The following is a 23187-nucleotide window of genomic DNA, read 5'->3' as shown; positions in this document are numbered from 1 at the left end:
TCAGCTCAGCACCGAGCGTTCGACAATCGAGGCGAAGTCGACCGACTTGGGTATGACGCCGTCCGCGTGCAACTGGTCGGCCAATTGCTGCTCACTGGCGACGTGCGCCGGCAATACCGGGCCGAGGCTCGAACGCAGTTGTGGAATGGCAGCTTTCGCCACCGCCAGAGGAATCTTGGACTCGGAGGACCAGGCAGCGGCGTACTCGTCCAGATGACGGGCGCCCCAGGCATAGGCGGCGGTCAACCGGTGCAAGAAGTCGCGGGCCGCCGCGACTTTCGAGGCATCGGTGAGCGCCGCCTTGCTGAGTAGGTTGAAGTTGAGCCCGAGCTCATCGGGAGGGCCGCCGGCAATTGCCCGCGCGCCGGCCTGTTGCGCTTGGGTGACGAACGGCTCCCACACCGCCCACGCGTCGACCTGACCGCCGTTGAACGCGGCGGCGCCGTCGGCCGGTTGCAGGAAGACCAGCTGCACTTGCGAGAGCGCGATCCCGTTGCGCTGCAACGCACGCAGGACCATGCCGTGTGCCGAGCTGCCACGCGGGACGGCAATCCGCTTGCCACGCAGCTGCGCAACGCCTCGGACTGACGACCCCTTTGGCACCAAGATGTGCGAGTCAGTGTTGTTGCGCAGTTCGCGGGTCGCGACGATGCGGAAGTTGGTCTGCGATGCGGCGCCGAAGATCGGCGGGGTTGAACCGACGCCGCCGATGTCGACCCGCCCCGCGCCGAGCGCCTCGACGATCGGCGGCCCGTAGCTGAACTGGTCGAACGTGACGGTGTAGGGCAGGTTTCGCAATTGCCCGGATGCCTGCAGAAGCGAGCGCAGACCGTCGGTCTGCACGGCGACGCGCAGCGTGGCACCGCTTGCCGACCCTCCGGAGGCGACCTTGATCTTGGTGCTGTCGCCGCTGCGCGCATCGGTGAAGCCGACCAGCGCTGCGGTCGCCACGAACGTCCCGGCGAGTGCGCCCCGGCGGGTCCAGGCGACCTTCGGATCGCGTGCTGACTTGTCGGGAAGCGTTGCGGCACTGTGGTTTTCATCCTCGAGCAGACCCAGCAGCCGGGAGGCCAGTTGCTGGACACCAACGTCGGCGCGGACGCGCGGGCGGGGTAGATCGACACGGAGGTCGTGCTCGATCCGGCCTTCAGTAAGCACGACGACGCGATCAGCGAGGAGGACTGCTTCCTCGACGTCATGGGTCACCAGCACGACCGCCGGGTCATGCCGTCGCCACAACTGCAGCACGAGCTCGTGTGCGTCAGCCCGCGTCATCGCGTCCAGCGCACTGAACGGCTCGTCCAGGAGCAGGAGGTCGGGGTCGCGAACCAGCGCTCGGGCCAAGGCAACTCGCTGTTGTTGCCCACCCGAGAGTGCGCGCGGCCAGGCCGTGAGACGATCGCCCAGCCCCACCTCGGCGAGTGCCGCCGCACCGACGTCGGTCGCATCGGTGGACCGCAGCCCCAGTGCCACGTTGTCGAGCACGCTGCGCCACGGCAGCAGTCGCGCGTCCTGGAAGACAACGGCCGGCCGCTGCGCGGTGCGGATGGTGCCGTCGGTGGCGCCACCGGCGAGGCCGGCCAGCAGGCGCAGCAACGTCGACTTTCCCGAACCGGAACGTCCTATAACAGCGACGAATTCGCCGGGTTCGACTCGCAGGTCGAGGTCGTGGAGGACTGTCTTGACGCCATACGAATGGCGGAGGTGTTTGATGTCGATCACGGGACTCATCGGGCCGCTCCTTCCGTCGCCACGTCGCGCCAGCGCAGCGCACGTCGCTCCAGCAGGCGCACCAGTCCGTCGGTGACCAGGCCGAGCAGTGCGTAGGTGACGAGCCCAACCACGATCGTGTCGGTCTGCAGGAAGTCGCGCGCGTTGTTGATCATGAAGCCGAGCCCGGAGGTGGCGCTGATCTGCTCGGCGACGATCAGCGCGAGCCAGGCGAAGGCGAGTGCCTGGCGTAGGCCGACCAGCGCGCCGGGTAATGCTCCGGGCAGCAGAATGTGTTGCAGTCGTTCACGATTGGTGAGGCGCAGCGAGTCGGCCACGTCATACAGCTGCGGATCGACCGACCGCAGGCCGGCGACCAGGTTGAGGTAGAGCGGGACGGCGACGCCGAGTGCGACGAGCAGCACCTTGGAAAACTCGCCGATGCCAAACCAGATGATGAACAGCGGGACCACGCCGAGCAGCGGCACGGCGCGCAGCATCTGCATCGGCGGGTCCACTACGGCGTCAGCGGCGCGGGAGAGGCCGACGGCGAGACCCGCCGCGATCGCGATCACGCTGCCGAGGAGGAAGCCGAGGCCGGCTCTGGTCACCGAGTGCAGGAGCGCCTGCGGAAGCGTGCCGTCCTGCACGAGCAGCGCGGCGCGATGCAGGATCGCGCTCGGCGGTGCCAGCGTCTGCGGTTTTAGCCAGCCCACCGCACTGGCCAGCTGCCAGACGGCGGCGAGTGCCAGCGGGGTGAGAACCCGCCATTCCCAAGGCAATCCGTTGAAATCGGCGCGCACGCGGCGCCGACTGGCTGCCCGGGCAGCGGGGGCGGTCGGCTCGGCCGCGGCTGCGGTGCGAGCGAGGTGGGTGGTCGTCATACCTGGGCACCTCGCAGGTCGGTGTGACTCTCGAGCAGTCCGCGGTTCGCAAGGATCGGGCGCACGCCCTCACCGAGGTGGTAGGCCTCCTCGAGGTGGGGATAGCCGGAGAGGATGAAGTGGTCGAGTCCGATGCGGTGGTAGTCGTCGATCCGGTCGGCAACCTCCTCGTAGCTGCCGACCAGTGCGGTGCCGGCGCCGCCGCGGACCAGTCCGACACCGGCCCAGAGGTTCGGGGAGATCTCCAACTGGTCCGTGCGACCGCCGTGCAGGGCGGTCATCCGGCGCTGCCCTTCGGACTGCGCCTGCGACTGCGCCCGTTGGGCGGCGGCGATCTGCTCCGGCGGGAGTCCGTCGAGCAGCCGGTGCGCGACCGCCCACGCCTCATCGGCGGTGGGCCGGGCAATGACGTGCAGCCTTATGCCGAAACGTAATTCGCGTTCCGCACGGGCAGCGGCCAGACGGGCGCGATCGAGCTTCTCGACGACCTGTTCGGGCGGCTCGCCCCAAGTGAGGTAGACGTCGGCGTAGCGCCCGGCAACCTCCAGCGCGGCCGCTGAGGAGCCGCCGAAGAAGATCTCCGGACGCGAGGGCGGCGCGGGCAGGTAGGCGTCCTCCACCCACAGATGATCCCCGCGGAAGTGCACCCGCTCACCAGCGAAGAGCCGGCGGAGCACCTGCAGGAACTCGCCGGTGCGCGCGTAGCGGTCGTCCTTGCCGAGCGGGTCGCCGAAGCGTCGCTGCTCGAGGTCCTCCCCACCCGTCACGACGTTGAGCAACAGCCTGCCGCCGCTGATGCGCTGATAGGTGGCGGCCATCTGCGCGGCGAGCGTGGGGCTGAGCAGCCCGGGGCGGAACGCCACGAGGTATTTCAGCCGCTGCGTCTGCGCGACGAGGGCCGCAGTCGTCACCCAGGCGTCCTCGCACTCCGTCGAGGTCGGGGTCAGCGCGGCCTCGAAGCCGAGCTGTTCGGCGGATCGGGCGATCTGACCCAGGTAGTCGACCGTGGGCTCCCGCCGACCCTGCCGGCCCGAGCGAGTGTCGTCGGCGGAACCGCTGAGCGGGCTGACCGCGTCGCCGAAACTGAGGTCGGTGCGGGAGTCGCCGCTGGTCGGCAGGAACCAGTGCAGGTGGACCGTCATCGCGGATGTCCTTTCGAGAGTCGTCGACGACGGTGAAACTATCACTCAACATTTTGTTATCAATAACTTTTCCTCATGTAAGTGAGTGACTCCGGTCACGCGCGTGCATGCCTGGCGGCGTCGAGCTGCGCGCGGGTGAAGACCGACCGCACCTCGATGCCCGCCTCGTCGAGCCGGCTCCGCCCCCTCCCCGCCGAGGGGACCACTTATCACCCAGAGGCACACATATCCGGGCGATTTCGGGCGCGAACAAGTGGTCCCCTCGGCGATAAGTGAGCCTGTCGGCGGTGAGGGGTGGCGGACTCACCCGAGGCGCGGGTCTCGTCCACCGGCGCGAGCGCGCCGAGATCGCGGCGCTCGCCATACGACATCGGCAGGCAGCCTGGCCGCGGCTCCGCCTTCACCCCGCCGAGAGGACCACTTATCGCCCAGGGGCACACATATCCGGGCGATTTCGGGCCCGAACAAGTGGTCCTCTCGGCGATAAGTGAGCCTGTCGGCGGAGGGGTCCCGGAAGGAGAGCCTCGGGGGCGCGCGTCAGACGTCGGAGTCTGGCACCGACTCTGCAGCCGACGGGGGCGCCGAGTGGGCGATCGTGCGCAACTCAGCGCGCAGCAGCGCGTCGGCGGACTCACCCGAGGCGCGGGCCTCGTCCACCAGTGCGAGCAGGCGGGCGCCGAGATCGCGGCGCTCGCCATACGACAGCGGTATGCCGCGCCGACTCGCGCGTGACAACACCTTGTCCGCAATGAGCAGTGTCGACAACGACGCCGGGATCCCGGCGAGCAGGTCGTCGCGCGCGCGATCGGGCTTCTCACCTGCCTTGATCTGCTCCCAGGATCGCTCGACGTCTTCAGGGGTGGCTGCATCACCGTCGGCGAAGACATGCGGGTGCCGACGAATCAGCTTGTCCACCAGGCCTGCCGCGACGTCATCGATGTCGAAAGCAGGGTCCTCATCGGCCGCGATACGGGCGTGGAAGAGCACCTGCAGCAGGACGTCACCAAGCTCCTCGGCCAGGTGTTGCCGGTCATCGAGCTCAATCGCCTCGACGGTCTCGTGCGCTTCTTCGAGAAGATACTTCGCCAGCGACGCATGGGTCTGCTCTGCGTCCCACGGGCAGCCACCGGGCGAGCGGAGGGCGTCCATCACCGCGACCGCGTCCAGCAGCCGCGCACCGGGGAGGTCCCATGAGGCGACGAGCACCTCGATCTGCGGCGGGTCGTCGTGGCGGGTGAGCTCGCCGGCGAGCGCGTCGGTGAGTCCGGGGTCAGCATCGGGTGAGCTGATCCACAGCACCGACGAATCTGCAGCAGTGTCAACGAGTTCACGAGCTGCCTGCGCCGCCGAGTCGTAGGCGACAGTGGTGACGTCGATACCCGATGCGACGACTGCCGCAGGCACCGGATCCGTCAGGTCCGCGGCGAGCACCCGATCCGCAGTGTCCAAAGCGGTCCACGCGTCGCGCGACATCAACCCGGCCGGCATGCGAGGAGAGGTGACGAGAACCGTCAACAGGTGGCCGGCCGGCAACGTCACGGCGCGGGCCGGCCGTTCGGCACCGGTGCCTCGGACGACGGTTTGGGGCTGATCCACGGCTGCGGCGCAGCGGTAGCGCCCTTGCCCTCGACCCAGGTGCCGTAGCGCGGATTGATCGTGACGTTGGCGTCCTTCAGCAGCTTCTGCGCCGCCTGCGCGGTCAGCGCGCCACTGTTCTGCAAGGCCGAGGCAAGCCCATTGGCACGCATCGCCTCGAGCGCGACCGGTGAGAAGTCGACCTTGGGGTAGGCCGACTTGACCTGGTCCGCGGACACGACGACGCCCTTCTGCTTGGCGAACTTGGTCAGTTGCGGCTCCAGGGCGAGCACACCGGCAACATCCGCTGCGGTGATCGTGCCGGAGCCGATGGCCTTGGTGATCTGCTCGGCGGCGGTCTGCAACTCGGTGGCAGAGGCGCTCTTGCCGTCATACTTGATGCCGGTGGAGCCACGGTGCATCACGCCGCCGCTGCCGCAGCCGGTGAGGCCGAGGGTGGCAAGGACGACGGCGCCGGCGATGGCGGCACGCGCCGGGCGGCCGGTGCGGAGGCTCGGCATGGACTGACCTTTCTTCACGACAAGCAGAACGGGGCGCAAAGACCCCGCAGCATCATGCCAGCACCGTCTGTGCCGTATGGCGTCGGCGTCACGACGCCGCACCCGCGGCTGCCGCGATGTCGTCCAGCAGCACCGCCTTGATCAGCTGTGCAGCCCACTGCAGCACCTCGGTGTTGCGCAACGGCTGCCCGCCGACCGGCGCGGTCTTCGGCTGCGGCACCAGGATCTGGTGGATCGCCGGCTTGATCATCGTGCCCTTGTAGATCCGCTCCAACCGCAGCTGCTGGCTCTCGCGCAGGTCGACCGGTCCGAAGCGGATCATGCGGCCCTGCACGGCGATGTCGCCGATGCCGGCCTGCCGCGCGATCACTCGGAGCCTGGCCACCTCGAAGAGGTGCTGCACCGGCTCGGGCGGCGCGCCGTAACGGTCACGCAGTTCGGCCTCGATCTCGCCCAGTCCGGCCTCGTCCTCGACGGTCGCCAGCTTCTTGTAGGCCTCCAGCCGCAGCCGCTCCCCCGGCACGTAGTCGTGCGGCAGGTGGGCGTCGACCGGCAGCTCGATCTTGACCTCGGTCGGCGCCGCACTGGTGCCGTCGCCGCGGAAGTCGGCGACCGCCTCGCCGACCATGCGCACGTAGAGGTCAAATCCCACTCCCGCGATGTGACCCGACTGCTCGCCGCCGAGCAGGTTGCCGGCGCCGCGGATCTCCAGGTCCTTCATCGCCACCTGCATGCCGGCGCCGAGATCGGTGTGACTGGCGATGGTCTGCAACCGGTCGTGCGCGGTGTCGGTGAGCGGCTTCTCGGGCGGGAAGAGGAAGTAGGAATAGGCACGTTCGCGGCCGCGTCCGACACGGCCGCGCAGCTGGTGCAGCTGGGACAGGCCGAGGACGTCGGCACGCTCGACGATCAGCGTATTGGCGTTGGAGATGTCGAGCCCCGTCTCGACAATCGTGGTGCAGACGAGCACATCGAACTCGCGCTCCCAGAAGTCGGTCACCACCTGCTCCAACCGGCCCTCGGACATCTTGCCGTGCGCGGTGGCGATGCGCGCTTCGGGGACCAGCTCCCGCAGACGGGCCGCGGCCTTCTCGATCGAGCCGACCTTGTTGTGCACGTAGAACACCTGGCCCTCGCGCATCAGCTCTCGGCGTATGGCGGCGCCGATCTGCTTCTCGTCATACGCCCCGACGAACGTGAGCACCGGGTGACGCTCCTCGGGCGGCGTTGCCAGAGTGGACATCTCACGAATGCCCGTCACCGCCATCTCGAGCGTGCGCGGGATCGGCGTCGCCGACATGGCGAGCACGTCCACGGCGGTGCGCATCTGCTTGAGCTGCTCCTTGTGCTCGACGCCGAAGCGCTGCTCCTCGTCGACGACCACAAGACCGAGGTCCTTGAACTTCACCTCGTTGGAGAGCAGCCGGTGCGTGCCGATCACCAGATCGATTGCGCCGGAACGCAATCCGTCCAGGATTTCGCGTGCCTCACGGTCGCTCTGGAACCGGGACAGTGCACGGACGGTCACCGGGAAGCCGGCGTAACGCTCGGTGAAGGTTTGCTCGTGCTGCTTGACGAGCAGAGTGGTCGGCACCAGGACCGCGACCTGCTTGCCGTCCTGAATCGCCTTGAAGGCCGCGCGAATTGCGATCTCCGTCTTGCCGTAGCCGACGTCGCCGCAGATGAGGCGGTCCATCGGGACCGACTTCTCCATGTCGGCCTTGACCTCGTCGATGCTGCTCAGCTGGTCGGGAGTCTCGACATACGCAAAGGCGTCCTCCAGCTCCCGCTGCCACGGAGTGTCCGGACCGAAGGAATGACCCTCGGTCGCCATCCGGGCCGAGTAGAGCTGGATCAGCTCGGCAGCAATCTGCCGCACGTGTCGCCGCGCCCTGGACTTGGTTGTCTGCCAGTCGGATCCGCCCATCTTGTTGAGGCTGGGCTGCTCGCCTCCGACGTATCGGGTGACCTGGTCGAGCTGGTCGGTGGGCACGTAGAGCTGGTCGGCGGGCTGCCCCTTCTTGGCCGGGGCGTAGTCGATGACCAGGTATTCGCGGGTGGCGCCGTGCACGTTGCGCTGCATCATCTTGGCGAAACGACCCACACCGTGCTGCTCGTGCACCACGAAATCACCCGGGTTGAGCTGCAGCGGATCGACCACGTTGCGGCGGCGGGACGGCATCCGGCGCATGTCCTTGGTGCTGCCGCCCTGCCCCGCCGAACCGGTCAGGTCGCTCTCGGAGAGCAGCACGAAATTGCTTGCCGGCAAAGCAAATCCGTGACCGTAGGCGGCGGTCGCCAACTCGACCGAGCCCGGCGTTAGTTGGTCGAGCCGGTGCGAGGCGACGTCGTGGTCGCGCAGCACTTCCCCGATGCGGTGCCCGAGCCCCGCCCCCTCGGTGACGATCAGCACTCGCTGGTTGTCCTTCACCCAGTCGCGGATGTCGCCGACCGCCTGCTCGGTGTTTCCCCGGTATGCCGGGACCTGCGCGGTGCCGAGGTTGACCCGCTCGCCGGGCAGTTCGTCCTCGGTGAAGTCGGTCAGCTCGTCGTCGGTCGCGAAGGACGAGAACGACCACCAGGCAAGGCTTTTGGCAAGAGCATGGTCGCGCAGTTCGGCGAGTGACCAGTAGGAGGCGGTGCCGAGCACCGACTGCAGGTCGACCGGCACGGCGTTGCCGGCTGCCGCATTGGCCCAGCTGGCGTCGAGGAACTCCGCACTCGTCGCGACCAGATCGTGGGCTCGCGTGCGCACCCGCTCCGGGTCGGCGAGCGCGACGATCGTGCCGTCGGGCACGACATCGAGCAGCGTCTCCATGCCACCGGCGGTGCCGCCGGCCAGCAGGATCGGCGCGAGCGACTCCATGCCTTCGACGGCGATGCCCTCCGCGACCTTCAGCAGCATGTCCTGCACGCCCGGCAACTGGCCGGCGAGCGTCTCAGCGCGTGCACGCACCTCGTCGGTGAGCAGCAACTCACGACAGGGCGGCGCCCACAGGCCGTGCTCGGCGACCTCGAGACTGCGCTGATCGGCGACCTTGAACCAGCGGATCTCCTCGACCGTGTCACCCCAGAACTCAACCCGGACCGGGTGTTCCTCGGTCGGCGGAAAGACGTCGAGAATGCCTCCGCGCACGGCGAATTCGCCACGACGCTCGACCAGGTCGGTGCGCGTGTAGGCGGCGGCCGCGAGCGCCTCCACCACATCCGGCAGGTCGGCGTCCTGCCCGGCGCGCAGCGCCACCGGTGCCAGGTCGCCGAGCCCCTTGGCGATCGGCTGCATCAGCGCGCGCACGCTGGCGACGACGACATCGACCGGACCGTAGGTCTCGTCATCGGGGTCGGGGTGGACGAGACGCCGCAGCACCGCGAGGCGGCGGCCGACGGTGTCGCTGCGCGGGCTGAGTCGCTCGTGCGGCAGCGTCTCCCAGCTGGGGAACTCCACCACCTTGTCGTCCGGCAGGAAGGAACGCAGGCACTGCGCGAGGTCGCCGGCTTCCCGCCCGGTGGCGGTGACGAGGAGCACGGTGCGTCCCGCTCGGTCGTCGTCGCCGTTCGCCAGCAGCGCAGTCAGCGGCGCCCGCACGCCGGCCGCCCCCGCGACGTCGACGACGCCCGCGGTGCCGACATGCGACATCAGCCGCACAACGGCGTCGTCGCGGGCAAGCAGATCGAGCACTGGCTGCAGGCTCACGGGCACATCCTTCTGACGGGTCTTTTCGACGCTCATGGTGGCAACGCAAACGGCCCCGACTCGCGCTGCGGTCGGGGTGACGTGGTCAATTCTAGGCGGCCGGTCCGACAGCCGTGGATCCCGTGACCAACCGTGCGGCCGGCGTCACGGTCGCTTACGAGACGGGCAGCGCGTCGTACAGCTCGTCACCGCGTGCCGCCACGGGCGTGCACGACGTTCTGCGCGTCGGTGAGCCCGCGGTGCAGCAGCAGCTCGGTTGCCTCGATCGCCTCCGGGATCAGGAAGTCCAGCTCCTTGCGCTCGGTGGCGTTGAAGTCCTTCAGCACGTATGCCGCAGGATCCATCCGGCCGGGCGGCCGGCCGATCCCGACGCGCACCCGCAGATAGTCCTTGCTGCCGACCGACTTGCTGATCGAGCGCAGCCCGTTGTGGCCACCCTCTCCTCCGCCTCGCTTGAGCCGCAGCGCCGCGAAGTCGATGTCGAGCTCGTCGTGGATCACCACCAGGCGCTCCAGCGGCACCTTGAAGAAGCGCATGAGCCCGGCGACCGGACCGCCCGACTCGTTCATGTAGCTGGTCGGGATCGCGATCACGGCCGGCTCCCCCGCGAGCCGCACCTGGGCGGCACTAGCGCCCACCTTGTGCGCCCGCAGGCTCGCACCCGCGTCGTCGGCGACGCGCTGCACGACCATCGCGCCGATGTTGTGCCGGTTGCCGGCATACTTCGGGCCGGGGTTGCCGAGTCCGACGATCAGCCAGGGCGGGGTGTCACTCACGGGCAGCGAGTATGACGCATCGCCCGCGACCGGTCAGCGCGCGCCGGTGCCGATGACCGCCTCCGGCCGCAGGTCGAGCCGCCGCAGCAGCTGGGCGTTGAGCGCCACGACCACGGTCGACAGCGACATCAGGATGGCGCCGACCGACATCGGCAGCACGAAGCCCCACGGAGCGAGCACCCCCGCGGCGAGCGGCACCGCGATCAGGTTGTAGCCGGCCGCCCACCAGAGGTTCTGCTTCATCTTGCGGTAGCTCGCGCGCGACAACTCGATCACCGAGACCACCGAGCGCGGGTCGTCGCTGGCGAGGATCACCCCGGCGGACGCGATCGCCACGTCGGTGCCGGCGCCGATCGCGATGCCGACGTCGGCCGCGGCGAGCGCGGGTGCGTCGTTGACACCGTCGCCGACCATCGCGACCTTGCGGCCCTCGGCACGCAGCTGTTCGACCGCGGCGGCCTTGTCCTGCGGACGGACGCCCGCGAAGAAGCGTTCGATGCCGAGTTCGGCCGCGACCGACGCCGCGACCGCTTCCGCGTCGCCGGTGATCATGACCACTTGCACGCCGCGATCGGCCAAAGCCTTTACCGCTTCACGGGATTCGGGCCTGATCTCGTCGGCGAGCCGAAGCGCCCCGGCGATCTTGCCGTCGACCAGGACATGCAGGATGATCGCGCCGTCCTTGCGCCATACATCGGCGATCGGGAGCTCGTCGGTGTGGGTCTCCTCCAGCAGATTCGGCCCACCGACCGCTATGACGCGGCCGTCGACCACGGCACGCACTCCGACGGCCGGCGAGGAGGAGAAGTCACTCGCCTCCGGTATGTCGAGCCCGCGGGCGGCCTGCACGATCGCCTTGGCGAGCGGGTGCTCGGAGTCGGCCTCGGCGGCCGCGGCAAGACTCACCAGCTGGTCCCGGGTGAAGCCGCCGGCCGGCTCGACCGCAGTCACAGCGGGCGCACCCTTGGTCAGCGTGCCGGTCTTGTCGAAGAGCACGGTGTCGACGGTGCGCATGCTCTCCAGCGCGAGCCGGTCCTTGACCAGCACGCCGGCCTTGGCCGCCCGCTCGGTCGAGATCGCCACGACCAGCGGGATTGCCAGGCCCAGGGCGTGCGGGCAGGCGATCACCAGCACCGTGATCGTGCGGACTACACCCTCGTCCGGCTGTCCGACCAGCGCCCACACGATCGCGGTGATCACCGCGGCGCCCAGGGCATACCAGAAGAGCAGCGCGGCGGCCCGGTCGGCGAGGCGCTGTGCCCGCGACGACGACGCCTGCGCATCGGCGACCAGCTGCTGGATGCCCGCGAGCGCGGTGTCGTCGCCGATCGCGGTGACCTCGACCCGCAACCCGGAGTCGGTGGCGACCGTGCCGGCGACGACCGGGTCGCCCGCGGACCGGCGCACCGGCTTGGACTCCCCGGTCAGCATGGATTCGTCCACGCTCGCCGCACCCTGCACGACGCGACCGTCCGCAGGCACCCGCCCACCGGGCCGTATGACGACAACGTCCCCCACGCGCAGCTGCGACGGCGCGACGGACACCACCTGGTCGCCCTCGACGCGCTCGGCCTCGTCGGGCAGCAGCGCCGCCAAAGTGTCCAGCGCAGAGGTGGTTTGGGCCAGCGACCGCATCTCGACCCAGTGGCCGAGCAGCATGATCACGATCAGCAGCGCGAGCTCCCACCAGAAGTCGAGCTCGTGGTGCAGGACGCCGAGGCTGGCGCCCCAGGACGCGAGGAACGCCACCGAGATCGCCAGGCCGATGAGCAGCATCATCCCGGGCTGCCGCGCCCGGATCTCGCTCACCGCACCCGTCAGGAACGGCGAACCGCCCCACACGTACATCACGGTGCCGAGCACCGGCGACACCCAGCCGAGGCCGTCCGGCACGGAGTAGCCGATCAGCGACGCGAACATCGCCGAGCACCCGACGACCGGGATCGCGATGAGCAGCATGATCCAGAAGAGCCGCCGGAACCTGGCCACGTGATCGCCGTGCCCCGCATGCCCGGCATGCGCGCCCTGGCCCGAATGGTGCATACCGCCGTGGTCGCCCGCCGGCGCCTCAGGCGTGTGGGAGCCGTGCTGCATCGTGCCGGACCCGTGTTGGTGATCCATCGTCATCGCCTTACCTCCGACCGTCACTATATACCCCCCAGGGGTATAAACACGATGACATTCCGGACATAGGAAAGCGGCCCCGACCAGCCAAGGTCGGAGCCGCTCTCGCGTGCTGCGGGGAGGATCAGCCCTCGGACGACTCCTCGTCGCCACCCTCGGACTCGCCGCCCTCGGAGGACTCGCCCTCGGCGGCCTCCTCGTCGGACTCTTCCTTCTCGATGCCGGCCTCTTCCTCGGCGGCCTCGAGCTCGGCCTCGAGCTCCTCGGCGGAGACCTGCTGAGTCACGTTGACCACGAGCAGCTCCTCGTCGGCGATCAGCGTGACGCCGTCGGGCAGCTCGACGTCCTTGGCCAGGATCTGGCTGCCGGCCTCCAGGCCCTCGACCGAGACGGTGAACCACTCGGGGATCGACAGCACGTCGGCCTCGACGGACAGCGTCGGGTTCTCGACCACGACGTTGGTCTCGGGGGCGGCCTCGCCCTCGACGTGGACACCGACGTCGACCGTGACCTTCTCGCCGCGCTTGACGATGACCAGGTCGACGTGCTCGATGACCGGCTTGATCGGGTCGCGCTGCACGTCCTTGGCGAGGGCCAGCTCGTGCTTGCCGTCGAAGTCGAGCGTGAGGATCGCGTTGGCGTTCTTCAGCGCCAGCATGGTGTCGTGACCGGGCAGCGTCAGGTGGACCGGGTCCGAGCCGTGGCCGTAGAGCACCGCGGGGATCTTGTTGTCGCGGCGAATGCGGCGGGCCGCGCCCTTGCCGAACTCCGTGCGGAGCGCGGCATCGAGACGAATCTCGTTCTGTGCCATGAGGTTTCCTTGCGTCGTGAGATGGAGCTTCGGGGTGCTGCCTCGACGCGGGACGTGGCGCGGATGTCGGTGAACGACGACGTGGAGCGCAAGAGCCAGGTGCGCAAATGATGCGGACGCCTGGTGCACACCTTGTCGATCACGGACGGCCGTGCGCGCGTCCCTCGCCGAGGCTGGCGGCATAGATCGTATGACGGGAGCCGCGTTCGGCCCAAATCGCGCCTCCGGCCCCGCATCCGGCGAGTGCCGGCTTCTAGGGGGTGAACATCGAGGTCACCGAGCCGTCCTCGAAGACCTCGCGGATCGCCTTGCCGAGCAATGGCGCGATCGACAGCGGCGTGAGCTTCTCAAAACCCTTGTCCGCGGTGATGGGCAGCGTGTCGGTGACGATCACCTCGCGGGCGACCGAGTCGCGCAGGCGTGCCGCCGCCGGGTCGGAGAAGATCGCGTGGGTCGCGGCGATGACCACGCTCGCGGCGCCGTCGGCCATCAGCGCGTCGGCAGCGTGCACGATCGTGCCGCCGGAGTCGATCATGTCGTCGACCAGGATGCAGGTGCGGCCCTCGACGTGGCCGATGACCCGGTTGGCGACGCTCTGGTTGGACTGCGTGACGTCGCGGGTCTTGTGGATGAAGGCCAGCGGCGCGCCGTCCAGCCGCTTCGACCAGGCCTCGGCGACCTTGATCCGGCCGGCGTCCGGCGAGACGACCGTGAGGTCCTCGGCGCCGTACTTGCGCGAGACGTAGTCGGTGAGGATCGGCATCGCCTGCAGGTGGTCGACCGGTCCGTCGAAGAAGCCCTGGATCTGGTCGGTGTGCAGGTCGACCGCCATCAGCCGGTCGGCTCCCGCGGTCTTGAACATGTCGGCCATGAGGCGCGCGCTGATCGGCTCGCGGCCGCGGGACTTCTTGTCCTGCCGGGCGTAGCCGTAGAACGGGGTGACCACGGTGATCCGCTTGGCGCTCGCGCGCTTCAGCGCGTCGACCATGATCAGGTGCTCCATGATCCACTTGTTGATCGGCGCGGTGTGGCTCTGGATGACGAACGCATCGCACCCGCGCACCGACTCCTCGAAGCGCACGTACATCTCGGTGTTGGCGAAGTCACGCAGCTCGGTCGGCACCAGCTGGGTGCCGAGGTCGGCGGCGACGGACTCGGCAAGTTCGGGGTGTGCCCGGCCGGAGAAGACCATCAGGTTCTTCTCGGTGGTGCGCTTCATACCGGTGGTCATGCGGGTGAATCCCCTTGCTCGTCAGTGGTTTCCGGAGAGTCGGAGGACGCCTGCGGGTCGCCCGCGAGCGCCTCCCGCGCGGCTTCGTCGGTGCTGGTGCCGGCGCGACGGCGGGCGACCCAGCCGTCCACGTTGTGTTGCTCTGCCCGGGTGATCCCGAGGCGGCCCGGCTCGATGTTCTCGTAGATCGCGGAGCCGGCGGCGACATACACCCCGTCGGCGATGTCGACCGGTGCGACCAGCACCGAGTTGCTGCCGATGAAGCTGGCCCGCCCGACATTCGTGCGGTGCTTGGCCACCCCGTCGTAGTTGGCGAAGATCGTGCCGGCGCCGACGTTGGCGCCCGCGCCGATCGTGGCGTCCCCGGCATACGTCAGGTGCGGCACCTTCGCGCCGTCGCCGATCTGGGTGTTCTTGGTCTCCACGAAGCCGCCGATCTTCCCCGCCCGTCCGAGCTCGGTGCCCGGCCGCAGGTAGGAGAACGGCCCCACGTCGGCCTCGGGCCCGATGTAGGCCAGGTTGGCGTGCGACCGGACGACCTTCGCGCCGTCGGCGACCTCGGTGTCGGTCAGGGTGGTGTCGGGGCCGATCTCGCAGCCGGCACCGATCGTGGTGGCGCCGTGCAGTTGGCAGCCCGGTCGCACCACGGTGTCCTGGCCGACGGTGACGTCGACGTCGACCCAGGTGGTGTCGGGGTCGATCACGATCGCGCCCTGCTGCCGCATGAGGTCGTCGAGCAGCCGCCGGTTGAGCTCCTTGCCGAGCCGGGCAAGCTGGGCCTTGTCGTTGACGCCCTCGGTCTGCCACAGGTCGTCGAGCACGTGGGCGCGCACGTGCAGGCCCTTACCGACCGCGACCGCGACGACGTCGGTGAGGTACTTCTCCCCCGCCTGCTCGTGCACGTCGACCTGGGCGAGCGCGTCGCGCAGCACGTCGGCGTCGAAAGCGAAGATGCCGGAGTTGAATTCGCCGATCTTGCGCTCTTCCTCGGTGGCCTGCTTGTGCTCGACGATCGCCTGCACCTCGCCGATGTCGTTGCGCACGATCCGGCCATATCCGGTGGCGTCGTCGAGGATCCCGGTCATCACCGTGACCGCCGCGCCGTGCTCGGCGTGGTCGGCGGTGAGCTGGAGCAGCGTCTCGGCGGTCAGCAGCGGGGTGTCGCCCGTCGTCACCACGACGGTGCCTGCCAGGTCCGGCGGCAGAGCCGCGAGGCCGCACTCGGCCGCGCGCCCGGTGCCGTAGATGTCGTCCTGCTCGGCGAGCACGACGGCCTCGTCGATCTCGCGGGCGGCCGCGCCGACGGCTTCCTTCTGGGCGCGCACGACCACCGCGACGTATGACGCGCCGGTGCCGACCGCGGCGCTCACGGCATGCCCGACCAGCGTGCGGCCGGCGATGCGGTGCAGCGCCTTGTTGAGGCTCGACTTCATCCGGGTGCCGTCGCCTGCGGACAGGACGATGACGGCTGCGGGTGTTGCGGTCACGGGATCGAACTCCTGGATGTTGATTCAGCGGGCGCCGGGGATCATCCGCGCGCTGATTGCTGTCCGCCGAGCGATGTTACCTGCCCCGGGCGGGTGTGCTGTCGGGTCCGGGGCTCCCGTCATACGCAGTCGGGAGCTGGACGCTGACGCGCAGGCCGCCGGACAGACGAGGTTCGAGGGTGAGCGTGCCGTCGTGCGCGTCGACGATGCTGCGCGCGATCGCCAGGCCCAGCCCGACGCCGGCGTGGTCGGCGCCGGTGCGGTCGGTGCCGCGGCGGAACGGCTCGGTGAGGGTGGCGACGAGCTGGGGCGCGAGCAGGCCGCCGGTGTTCTCGACGGTGAGCAGGGCTCCTCCGGGACCGCTGCTGGTCACCACGCGCACCCAGCCGCGGTCGTCGAGGTTGTGCACGATCGCGTTGTGCAGCAGGTTGGTGGCCAACTGCCCCAGCAGCGTGGGAGATCCGAGCACTGCCGCCGTCCCGTATGACGGGGCGACCGCCACGCCGTGCTGTTCGGCGAGTGGCAGGAGCGTCTCGACTGCGTCCTCGGCGACCAGCGACAGGTCGACGCGCTCCGGGGTGAACGCGCGGCGGTCGGCGCGGCTGAGCAGCAGCAGCGCCTCGGTGAGGTCGATTGCGCGGTTGTTGGTGCTGCGCAGGCGGTGCAGGAGCTTTGGGATGTCGGTCTCCGGGTCGCCCGCTGCCACCTCGAGCAGGCTCTGGTTGATGGCCAGTGGGGTCCGCAGCTCGTGCGAGGCGTTGGCGGCGAAGCGTTGTTGTGCGGCAACGTCGGCCTCCACCCGATCCAGCATGCCGTCGAATGCGTCCGCCAACTCGCGCATCTCGTCCCGGCGGCCGGGTAGTCGGATGCGACCGGACAGGTCGCCGCTGCTCGCCATACGGGCGGTGTCGGTGATGCGGCGCAACGGTGACAGCATCCGTCCGGCCAGGAACCAGCCACCGACCAGGCCGAAGACCAATAGGAACACCGCCGCCCAGCCGGCCTTCGGTGCGAAGGCACGCCACAGATCCGAGCGGCCGGGGCTGAAGGTGCTCGGGCCGGGCCGTCCGCCGCCCCCGGGAACGCCCGGTCCGGTCGTGTTGCCCGCCTGGTCCGGGACGTAGCGCAGCAGGAAGACCCACACGACCGCGAGCAGGAGCAGGCCGGCGACCATCAGGAAGCCGGCGTAGCTGAGGGTCAGCTTCATCCGGACGCTCAGCCCCGGTGGGCGGGGAGCCGCCTGCTTCATCGGGTCGGCTCGTCGGGGCCGATCCGGTAACCGACCCCGGGCACCGTCGCGATCAGCCACGGCTCTCCGAGCCGCTTGCGCAGCCCCGAGACGGTGATCCGGACCGCATTGGTGAACGGGTCGGCGTTCTCGTCCCAGGCGCGTTCCAGCAGCTCCTCGGCGCTGATCACCCCGCCCTCGGCCGCCATCAGAATCTCCAACACTGCGAACTGTTTTCGGGTCAGCGCGACGTAACGGCCGTCGCGGTAGACCTCGCGACGGAACGGGTCCAGCCGCAGCCCGGCGACCTCGCGCTGCGGCGGACGGTGATGCGCGCGCCGACGGTCCAGCGCCCGCAGGCGAAGAACGAGTTCACGCATCTCGAACGGTTTGGTGAGGTAGTCGTCGGCGCCGAGCTCGAAGCCGGACGACTTGTCGTCCAGTCGATCCGCCGCGGTGAGCATCAGGATCGGTATGCCGGTGCCCGCCGCGACAATGCGGCGAGCAACCTCGTCACCGGACACTCCCGGCACGTCGCGGTCAAGCACGACGATGTCGTAACTGTTGAGGTCGAGCAGGTCCAATGCGGTGTCGCCGCGGTGCGCGACATCGGCGGCGATCGCTTCGAGACGCAGACCGTCGTGGACGGCCCCGGCCATCAGGGGCTCGTCCTCGACGATCAACACTCGCACCCGTCCGATGTTAGGGCTCGGGACATATCGGCGGCGTATCGAAAAACGGTTACGCCGTGGCAACAACCGTCCCGGTTGGCTCGCTGCATGTCCTACGAGAAGAAGTTGCGCACACCCGGTCATCACCTGCTAGCCACCACCGTCTTCGCGCTCGTCGTCGCGGCGTTGCTCGTCATCGCCGCGCTGCTCGCCGTTGCGGACCGCCAGTCCGTGCGCGGCTCCGGCCCACTGCCGAGTCTGCTGACGTCCTACGGCAAAGCTCAGCAGTCGGACGGCGGGGGCGAACTACCGCGCGGTGTCACAGTTTTCGACGACGACTACCCGGCCGTCTCGAACCTGGAACCCAACCTGCTCAGCGCGCTGCGCGCGGCTGCAACCGACGCGAAGGCGCATGGGGTTACCTTCCAGGTCAACAGCGGGTGGCGGTCAACGACCTACCAGAAGAAGCTCTTCGCCGACGCGGTCGACAAGTACGGGTCGACCGCCGAGGCTGCCAAATGGGTTGCGCCGGCGACGAGTTCGTCGCACGTCTCGGGTAGGGCCGTCGACATCGGGCCTACGGATGCGGACTCCTGGCTGTCCCAGCACGGCTCGGCATACGGCCTTTGCCAGGTGTATGCCAACGAGCCGTGGCACTACGAGTTGCGACCGACTGCGGTCGTGCGCGGTTGTCCGACGGCGTATGCCGATGCCACCCAGGATCCGCGGCTACATCAGTGAGAGCCGGACTCCCGCTGTTGCCAGGCTGTTTCGAGATCTTCCGGCTGCAGCGACTGTCCAGCGATGAACCGATCGAGAACGAAGAAGTAGCGGGGCTTGATCTCGGATGCGCTCGTCACCGACGGCAAGATCCAGTCGTCCAGCGCTACCATCATCTGCTCCCCGCCGTCGTCGCCGCGTCGTTCGAGCGCGGCGTCCCACGCGTCCTGGTTTTCCCGAAGATGGTCGACCACGGCCCGTTCGAGCTCCGCGGCTGCGGCCGGGTCGGGCTCGAAACTTTGCTCGGTCCCTTCGCTCTCCGCGAGTGCGGCACGTGCTCGGGCGGCGGCCTCCCGGCCTGCTGTCGGATCGACGTCGAGGACCTCTGCGAAGCGCGCCAGGCGAGTGTCCATGGCTTCGATGTCACCGAAAGCGGAGAAGTCCGGCTCCTCACCCGCGACAAGCTGCTCCAGCCGGTCCAGAAAGGGCTCGAACGAGGCCGCGGTGACCGCCGCTTCGGTGACATCGTCCAGAGTGATGCTCATCAGCAGCTGGGTTTGCGCAGCCCGACCGTCGAGGCTGAAGCGGACGCGCAGGTCGTCCTTGACCCACGTGACGTCATGCAGTTGTTCACCCACCACTCGCTCCGCGCCGGTTTCACCCAGCAGTTCGCCGAGCTCACTCGGCTTCCCCAGCGCAGGGATGAACCAGGTACCGAGCTCAGCGGGATCGGACACCGCCCGCCAGACCCGGTCGACGGATGCGTCGACCACCCGGCGAAGCTCCAACGTCGGGCGTCCCTCAGTGGTGGTCAGCCGTGCGTCCGTCATCTGTTTCCCCCTTAGTCGGCGTACCGATCTACAGCCTGCCATGGGGCCGCGACCCCAAGGCGACCACGAAACGCCCTCGTCGCAGGCACCCGTCATAGGCCCAGCTCGACGGGGAGATCGGGCACCGGGCGGCACGGCCGCTCGGATCACAAGTCAAGGGGAAGGGCAATGTCATGCGGATCAACAAGGGCAAACGGCTCGCGGCGGCCGGAGTCGTGGTCGCGGCACTGAGCGGCGGGGCGGTGGCAGCGGGATCCTCGCAAGCCGACGCGGCCCCGCCCGCGGCCAGGTGCGGCACGGTGAACCCGGTCTCGGCGACGCGCACCTCAACCGTGCGCAGCACCTATGTGACGACGGGGGGCCACCGGATACGGATCGAGCTGCGACAGGGTTACATCGGCGGACGTCAGTACGGTTGGGCACGGATCACCAACGCCAGCGGCGGTCGTCTTACCCCTGGCGACCGCGTGTGGCTGGACGTGACCAACAACGGCGCTCGCACCTGGACCGGTCCGTGCGGCACGAGGGTCGCCCGCGGTGAGGAAAGCGTCCTTTACACGGCTGCGGTCCGCACGTCGTCCTCTAGCCAGTACCAACTCAGCGCAGTCGGCGGCATCCCGCGGTACCGCCAGTCGGGTCGCTTCGTGGTGCAGCGTGACCTGTTGGCGGGTCGGACCAGCTGGTGGTGAGCCGATCCACGGCACGCCACGTCCGGAATCGCCGGATGCGCGGGCGGCGGCATACACATCGCGGTGAATAGGCCGCGATCTGCACCGCAGCGAGGCCGCGGTCCGCTTCTGGTTATCTCGGTTGCTTCGTTGGTGGCGTCGCGTCCGACCAGAGCGCTTCGACCGTGTCAGCCAGGGCCTCGCCCTGCGCGCGGCCGGCCTGTGCGGCGGCCTTGCGGCGTTCGGGATCGTAGGGGTTGGGCCCGATGGCTTCGACGCTTCGTTCGTCCGGCGCAATCAGGCACACCTCGGCGTGCTCCGCCAAGGCTTCGGCGTCCGCGGCAGCACCGGGAATCTGTCCGTAACCGGCCGGCATCGGCGCCAGGATCACGATCCGGTCGTGACCAGCGGCCAGGCGTGCGTTGGCGGTGGACACCATGCCGCCGTCCACCCAGGAACGACCCAGGAAGTGTTCGAGCGGCCAGACACCGGGGACCGCACCGCTGGCGGAAACGGCCTCAGTCAGCGAGACACCCGAGTGCTCGTCGAAGAGCTGCAGCTCGCCCGTGTCGGCGTCGATGGCGGTGACCTGCAAGCCGGCGGGCCACTCGCTGGTGACCAGACGTGATGCTACGACTTGCCGACGGGTGGCCGAGGACACGGGCTCGGGGTCTGCCTTGGAGATGCGCCCCATCGCCGCACCGACCTTGCGCGGGTCGTCGCCGCCCTCGGCGAGGGCCGCCCACCAGGCAGTCATGGTGGCCTCGGAGGCCACGACGGCCACCTCGTTCTGATCCGGGACCAGTTGGGCGGCAAAGAGCTGCTCCAGGTCGTAGCCGCTGGCGACGGCGGTCCCGACGAACGAGCCCGCCGATGTTCCGATCACCGAGCTGGCCTTGCTCCAGTCGATCCCCCGCGAACTCAGCCCTGCCAGGACGCCGACTTCCCACGCGATCCCGGTGACTCCGCCACCGCCGAGGACGAGCGCCCGCGAGAGGGGCTGGGCCGGATTCACCATTCACGACTCCTCGGCTCGGTCACCAGAACACCTCGTGTCGAGGTCCTGAGAATCACTCCGGCTCCCCGGGTTGGAATCGAACCAACGTCGCTAATCCTGATTCAAAGTCAGGCGGCCCCTACCAGCAGAGCAACCGGGGAACGTCCCGCACGGGACGCCGACAAGAGTAGGGCAGGTCCGGCCTGTGGGCACATCGAGCACCGTCCGGATGGCACAGTTAGCAGCTATGGCCACCAAGAAGCGCACCCGACTGTCCGCCGCAGACCGCCGCGAACAGCTGATCTCGGTTGCTCAGGTGATGTTCGCTGAGCACGGCGTCCAGCCGACGACCGTCGAGGACATCGCGGCCGCCGCCGGCGTGACGAAACCGTTGATCTACGAACACTTCGGCGGCAAGGAGGGCCTGTATGCCGTCATCGTCGACCGGGCGATGCGGCAACTGCTCGAGCAGCTGATCAACCCGCTCACCAGTGGCGGCAGCCCGCGTGAGCTGCTCGAGCGCACCGCGGTGGCGCTGCTGACCTACATCGAGTCCAACCCGGCCGCATTCCGGGTGCTGTTGCGTGATTCGCCGACCTGGCACGGGAGCGGGTCTGCGGCCAGCATCATGTCCGAGGTCGCCAAGCACGTCGAGGAGGTCGTGGTCGAGACCTTCGTGCGCAACGACCTCGACACCAAGGTGGTGCCGATCTACGCGCAGATGCTGATCGGGATGATCGGCTTCACCGGCGAGTGGTGGATCGAGTCCGGCTCCGACCTCAGCCGCGACACCGTTGCCGCGCACATGGTCAACCTCGCGTGGCGCGGACTGGACGGACTCGAGCCGGAGCCGACGCTCAAGACGCTCTAGACGCCTGCTGGAGCTCCAGCCGGTTGCCGACCGGGTCGTCGGTGTGAAACCGGCGCACCCCGGGTATGGCGGTGTCCCAGCGCACCGCACCACCGGAATCTGCGACGGCGGCCGCGGTCGCGTCCACGTCGGCCACCAGCAGGCACGGGTGTGCCTTGCGCGCCGGCCGGAAGTCGTCCTCGACCCCGCAATGCAGCTCCTGGCCACCGCCCAGCGCGAACCAGCAGCCACCCCGGGCTGCCAGCTCCGGCGGCTTCGGCAGCTCCCGCAGACCGAGCACGCCGGAGTAGAACGCCCGCAACCGGTCCTCCGAGCCGGCCGGGCAGGCGATCTGCACGTGATGCAGTCCGACCACCCCGGTCACGCCAGGGCGCCCTTGCGGCCGACCGCGAAGATCCGCCGGAACGGCATCGGGGTGCCGTAGGCCTTGCGCGGGTATGCCGCAGCGAGCCGCTCGTCGACGGCGGCGAGGAACCGGTCGCGCTCGGCGCCGTCGAGCGCGTCCAGCAGCGGCCGCAGCGCCGTGCCCTTCACCCACTCAAGCACCGGATTTGACTGCCTCCCTTGCGGATCCAGCAGCTGCAGATAGGTCGTCTCCCAGACGTCGACGTGACCGCAGCGCTCGGCGAGAGCGTCGGCATACTCCTGCGGCGAGGCGACCGGCATGTCGCGCAGCGCCCCGGTCAGCTCACCCGCACGGTCGTGCTCGCGCGCGACCTCGCGGATGAGCCGGTGCGAGGGGGCGTCGAAGTTGCCGGGCACCTGCATCGCGAACCAGCCGCCGTCCGGCAGGGCGCGGAGCCACCGGTCGATGAGCTGCAGATGACCCGGCACCCACTGCAGCGTCGCGTTGGTCACGATGACCTCCGCCGGCGTCGCCGCGCCCGGCTCCCACGCGGCGACGTCAGCGAGTTGCCATTGCACACGGGCGTTTTCGTCGACGGCGCTGGCACGCTCGATCATGTCCGGCGACGAGTCGACGCCGATGATCGTCGCGTCCGGCCAGCGGTCGGCGAGACTGAGTGTCAACGGGCCGTTGCCACAGCCGAGATCTACCACCTGGGAAGGGCTTTCGGCGCCGACCCGAGCGAGCAGCTCGTGGAACGGGCGATTGCGATGATCGGCGAAACGTTCGTACTGGGCCGGGTCCCAGGTAGCCATCGGAGCTCCTCACATCGTTGTGAATTATCTCGACATCAAGATATCTCCTATTATCTCGATGTCAAGAAACTTGATGGCTACACTTG

At 69.0% G+C, this 23187-nt stretch carries 20 protein-coding genes and 1 tRNA gene; 3 read left to right on the top strand and 18 right to left on the bottom strand.

Going from position 1 to position 23187, the window contains the following annotated elements:
- The 13 genes from N2M23_RS05305 to N2M23_RS05245 all read right to left on the bottom strand — a co-directional run bounded on the left by N2M23_RS05305 (position 1) and on the right by N2M23_RS05245 (position 17875).
- On the bottom strand, positions 1–1731 hold the full coding sequence (locus tag N2M23_RS05305; RefSeq protein ID WP_265443823.1) for an aliphatic sulfonate ABC transporter substrate-binding protein: 1731 nt from the start codon (positions 1729–1731) through the stop codon (positions 1–3).
- Positions 1728–2594, bottom strand: coding sequence for an ABC transporter permease (locus N2M23_RS05300; RefSeq protein WP_265443821.1), 867 nt, complete (start codon positions 2592–2594; stop codon positions 1728–1730). Before N2M23_RS05300 ends, N2M23_RS05305 begins: the two co-directional genes overlap by 4 nt.
- Positions 2591–3736, bottom strand: a complete 1146-nt coding sequence (locus N2M23_RS05295; RefSeq protein ID WP_265443820.1) for an LLM class flavin-dependent oxidoreductase — start codon at positions 3734–3736, stop codon at positions 2591–2593. Before N2M23_RS05295 ends, N2M23_RS05300 begins: the two co-directional genes overlap by 4 nt.
- 537 nt (positions 3737–4273) lie before the next feature.
- Positions 4274–5332, bottom strand: a complete 1059-nt coding sequence (locus tag N2M23_RS05290; RefSeq protein ID WP_265443819.1) for a nucleoside triphosphate pyrophosphohydrolase — start codon at positions 5330–5332, stop codon at positions 4274–4276.
- Positions 5272–5832, bottom strand: coding sequence for a hypothetical protein (locus tag N2M23_RS05285; protein ID WP_265443818.1), 561 nt, complete (start codon positions 5830–5832; stop codon positions 5272–5274). The genes N2M23_RS05290 and N2M23_RS05285 overlap by 61 nt, the downstream gene beginning before the upstream one ends.
- A gap of 88 nt (positions 5833–5920) precedes the next feature.
- A complete protein-coding gene (gene mfd / locus N2M23_RS05280; protein ID WP_425270182.1) occupies positions 5921–9562 on the bottom strand; it encodes a transcription-repair coupling factor in 3642 nt (1213 codons plus the stop codon).
- Positions 9563–9711: 149 nt separating this feature from the next.
- Complete coding sequence (pth, locus tag N2M23_RS05275; RefSeq protein ID WP_265443816.1) at positions 9712–10302, bottom strand: aminoacyl-tRNA hydrolase; 591 nt, start codon at positions 10300–10302, stop codon at positions 9712–9714.
- A 33-nt stretch (positions 10303–10335) separates the two neighbouring features.
- Positions 10336–12429, bottom strand: a complete 2094-nt coding sequence (locus tag N2M23_RS05270; RefSeq protein ID WP_425270181.1) for a copper-translocating P-type ATPase — start codon at positions 12427–12429, stop codon at positions 10336–10338.
- Between the two features lie 121 nt (positions 12430–12550).
- Positions 12551–13237 carry a 50S ribosomal protein L25/general stress protein Ctc gene (locus tag N2M23_RS05265; RefSeq protein WP_265443814.1) on the bottom strand — a complete coding sequence of 229 codons (687 nt, stop codon included), beginning with the start codon at positions 13235–13237 and terminating at the stop codon, positions 12551–12553.
- A 253-nt stretch (positions 13238–13490) separates the two neighbouring features.
- Positions 13491–14468 carry a ribose-phosphate diphosphokinase gene (locus N2M23_RS05260; RefSeq protein ID WP_265443813.1) on the bottom strand — a complete coding sequence of 326 codons (978 nt, stop codon included), beginning with the start codon at positions 14466–14468 and terminating at the stop codon, positions 13491–13493.
- Positions 14465–15955 (bottom strand): bifunctional UDP-N-acetylglucosamine diphosphorylase/glucosamine-1-phosphate N-acetyltransferase GlmU, encoded by a 1491-nt coding sequence (gene glmU / locus N2M23_RS05255; RefSeq protein ID WP_265443812.1) that lies wholly within the window; start codon positions 15953–15955, stop codon positions 14465–14467. The genes N2M23_RS05260 and glmU overlap by 4 nt, the downstream gene beginning before the upstream one ends.
- Positions 15956–16031: 76 nt before the next feature.
- On the bottom strand, positions 16032–17204 hold the full coding sequence (locus tag N2M23_RS05250; RefSeq protein ID WP_265443810.1) for a sensor histidine kinase: 1173 nt from the start codon (positions 17202–17204) through the stop codon (positions 16032–16034).
- Positions 17201–17875 (bottom strand): response regulator transcription factor, encoded by a 675-nt coding sequence (locus N2M23_RS05245; protein WP_265443808.1) that lies wholly within the window; start codon positions 17873–17875, stop codon positions 17201–17203. The genes N2M23_RS05250 and N2M23_RS05245 overlap by 4 nt, the downstream gene beginning before the upstream one ends.
- A gap of 87 nt (positions 17876–17962) precedes the next feature.
- On the opposite strand from N2M23_RS05245, the gene N2M23_RS05240 reads away from it, so the two are divergent.
- Positions 17963–18595: a M15 family metallopeptidase gene (locus N2M23_RS05240; RefSeq protein ID WP_265443806.1), complete on the top strand. Its 633-nt coding sequence runs from the start codon at positions 17963–17965 to the stop codon at positions 18593–18595.
- Here N2M23_RS05240 and N2M23_RS05235 read toward each other — a convergent pair.
- Positions 18589–19404, bottom strand: a complete 816-nt coding sequence (locus N2M23_RS05235; RefSeq protein WP_265443804.1) for an SRPBCC family protein — start codon at positions 19402–19404, stop codon at positions 18589–18591. The genes N2M23_RS05240 and N2M23_RS05235 overlap by 7 nt on opposite strands.
- Positions 19405–19577: 173 nt before the next feature.
- On the opposite strand from N2M23_RS05235, the gene N2M23_RS05230 reads away from it, so the two are divergent.
- Complete coding sequence (locus N2M23_RS05230; RefSeq protein WP_265443803.1) at positions 19578–20093, top strand: hypothetical protein; 516 nt, start codon at positions 19578–19580, stop codon at positions 20091–20093.
- A 112-nt stretch (positions 20094–20205) separates the two neighbouring features.
- Here N2M23_RS05230 and N2M23_RS05225 read toward each other — a convergent pair whose 3' ends face one another.
- Together N2M23_RS05225 and N2M23_RS05220 are read right to left on the bottom strand one after the other, a co-directional pair.
- Positions 20206–21090 carry a patatin-like phospholipase family protein gene (locus N2M23_RS05225; RefSeq protein ID WP_265443802.1) on the bottom strand — a complete coding sequence of 295 codons (885 nt, stop codon included), beginning with the start codon at positions 21088–21090 and terminating at the stop codon, positions 20206–20208.
- A 61-nt stretch (positions 21091–21151) separates the two neighbouring features.
- Positions 21152–21230, bottom strand: a tRNA-Gln gene (locus N2M23_RS05220).
- A gap of 86 nt (positions 21231–21316) precedes the next feature.
- Between N2M23_RS05220 and N2M23_RS05215 the strand changes: the two genes are divergently transcribed.
- A complete protein-coding gene (locus tag N2M23_RS05215) occupies positions 21317–21940 on the top strand; it encodes a TetR/AcrR family transcriptional regulator (protein ID WP_265443801.1) in 624 nt (207 codons plus the stop codon).
- Here the strand turns inward: N2M23_RS05215 and N2M23_RS05210 are convergent.
- Together N2M23_RS05210 and N2M23_RS05205 are read right to left on the bottom strand one after the other, a co-directional pair.
- Positions 21927–22304, bottom strand: coding sequence for a VOC family protein (locus N2M23_RS05210; RefSeq protein ID WP_265443799.1), 378 nt, complete (start codon positions 22302–22304; stop codon positions 21927–21929). The genes N2M23_RS05215 and N2M23_RS05210 overlap by 14 nt on opposite strands.
- Positions 22301–23101 (bottom strand): methyltransferase domain-containing protein, encoded by an 801-nt coding sequence (locus N2M23_RS05205; protein WP_265443797.1) that lies wholly within the window; start codon positions 23099–23101, stop codon positions 22301–22303. Before N2M23_RS05205 ends, N2M23_RS05210 begins: the two co-directional genes overlap by 4 nt.
- Between the last annotated feature and the right edge of the window lie 86 nt (positions 23102–23187).

Source organism: Flexivirga meconopsidis, assembly GCF_026162425.1.
GTDB classification, from domain to species: domain Bacteria; phylum Actinomycetota; class Actinomycetes; order Actinomycetales; family Dermatophilaceae; genus Flexivirga; species Flexivirga meconopsidis.
This window is presented reverse-complemented; position numbering and strand designations above follow the sequence as displayed.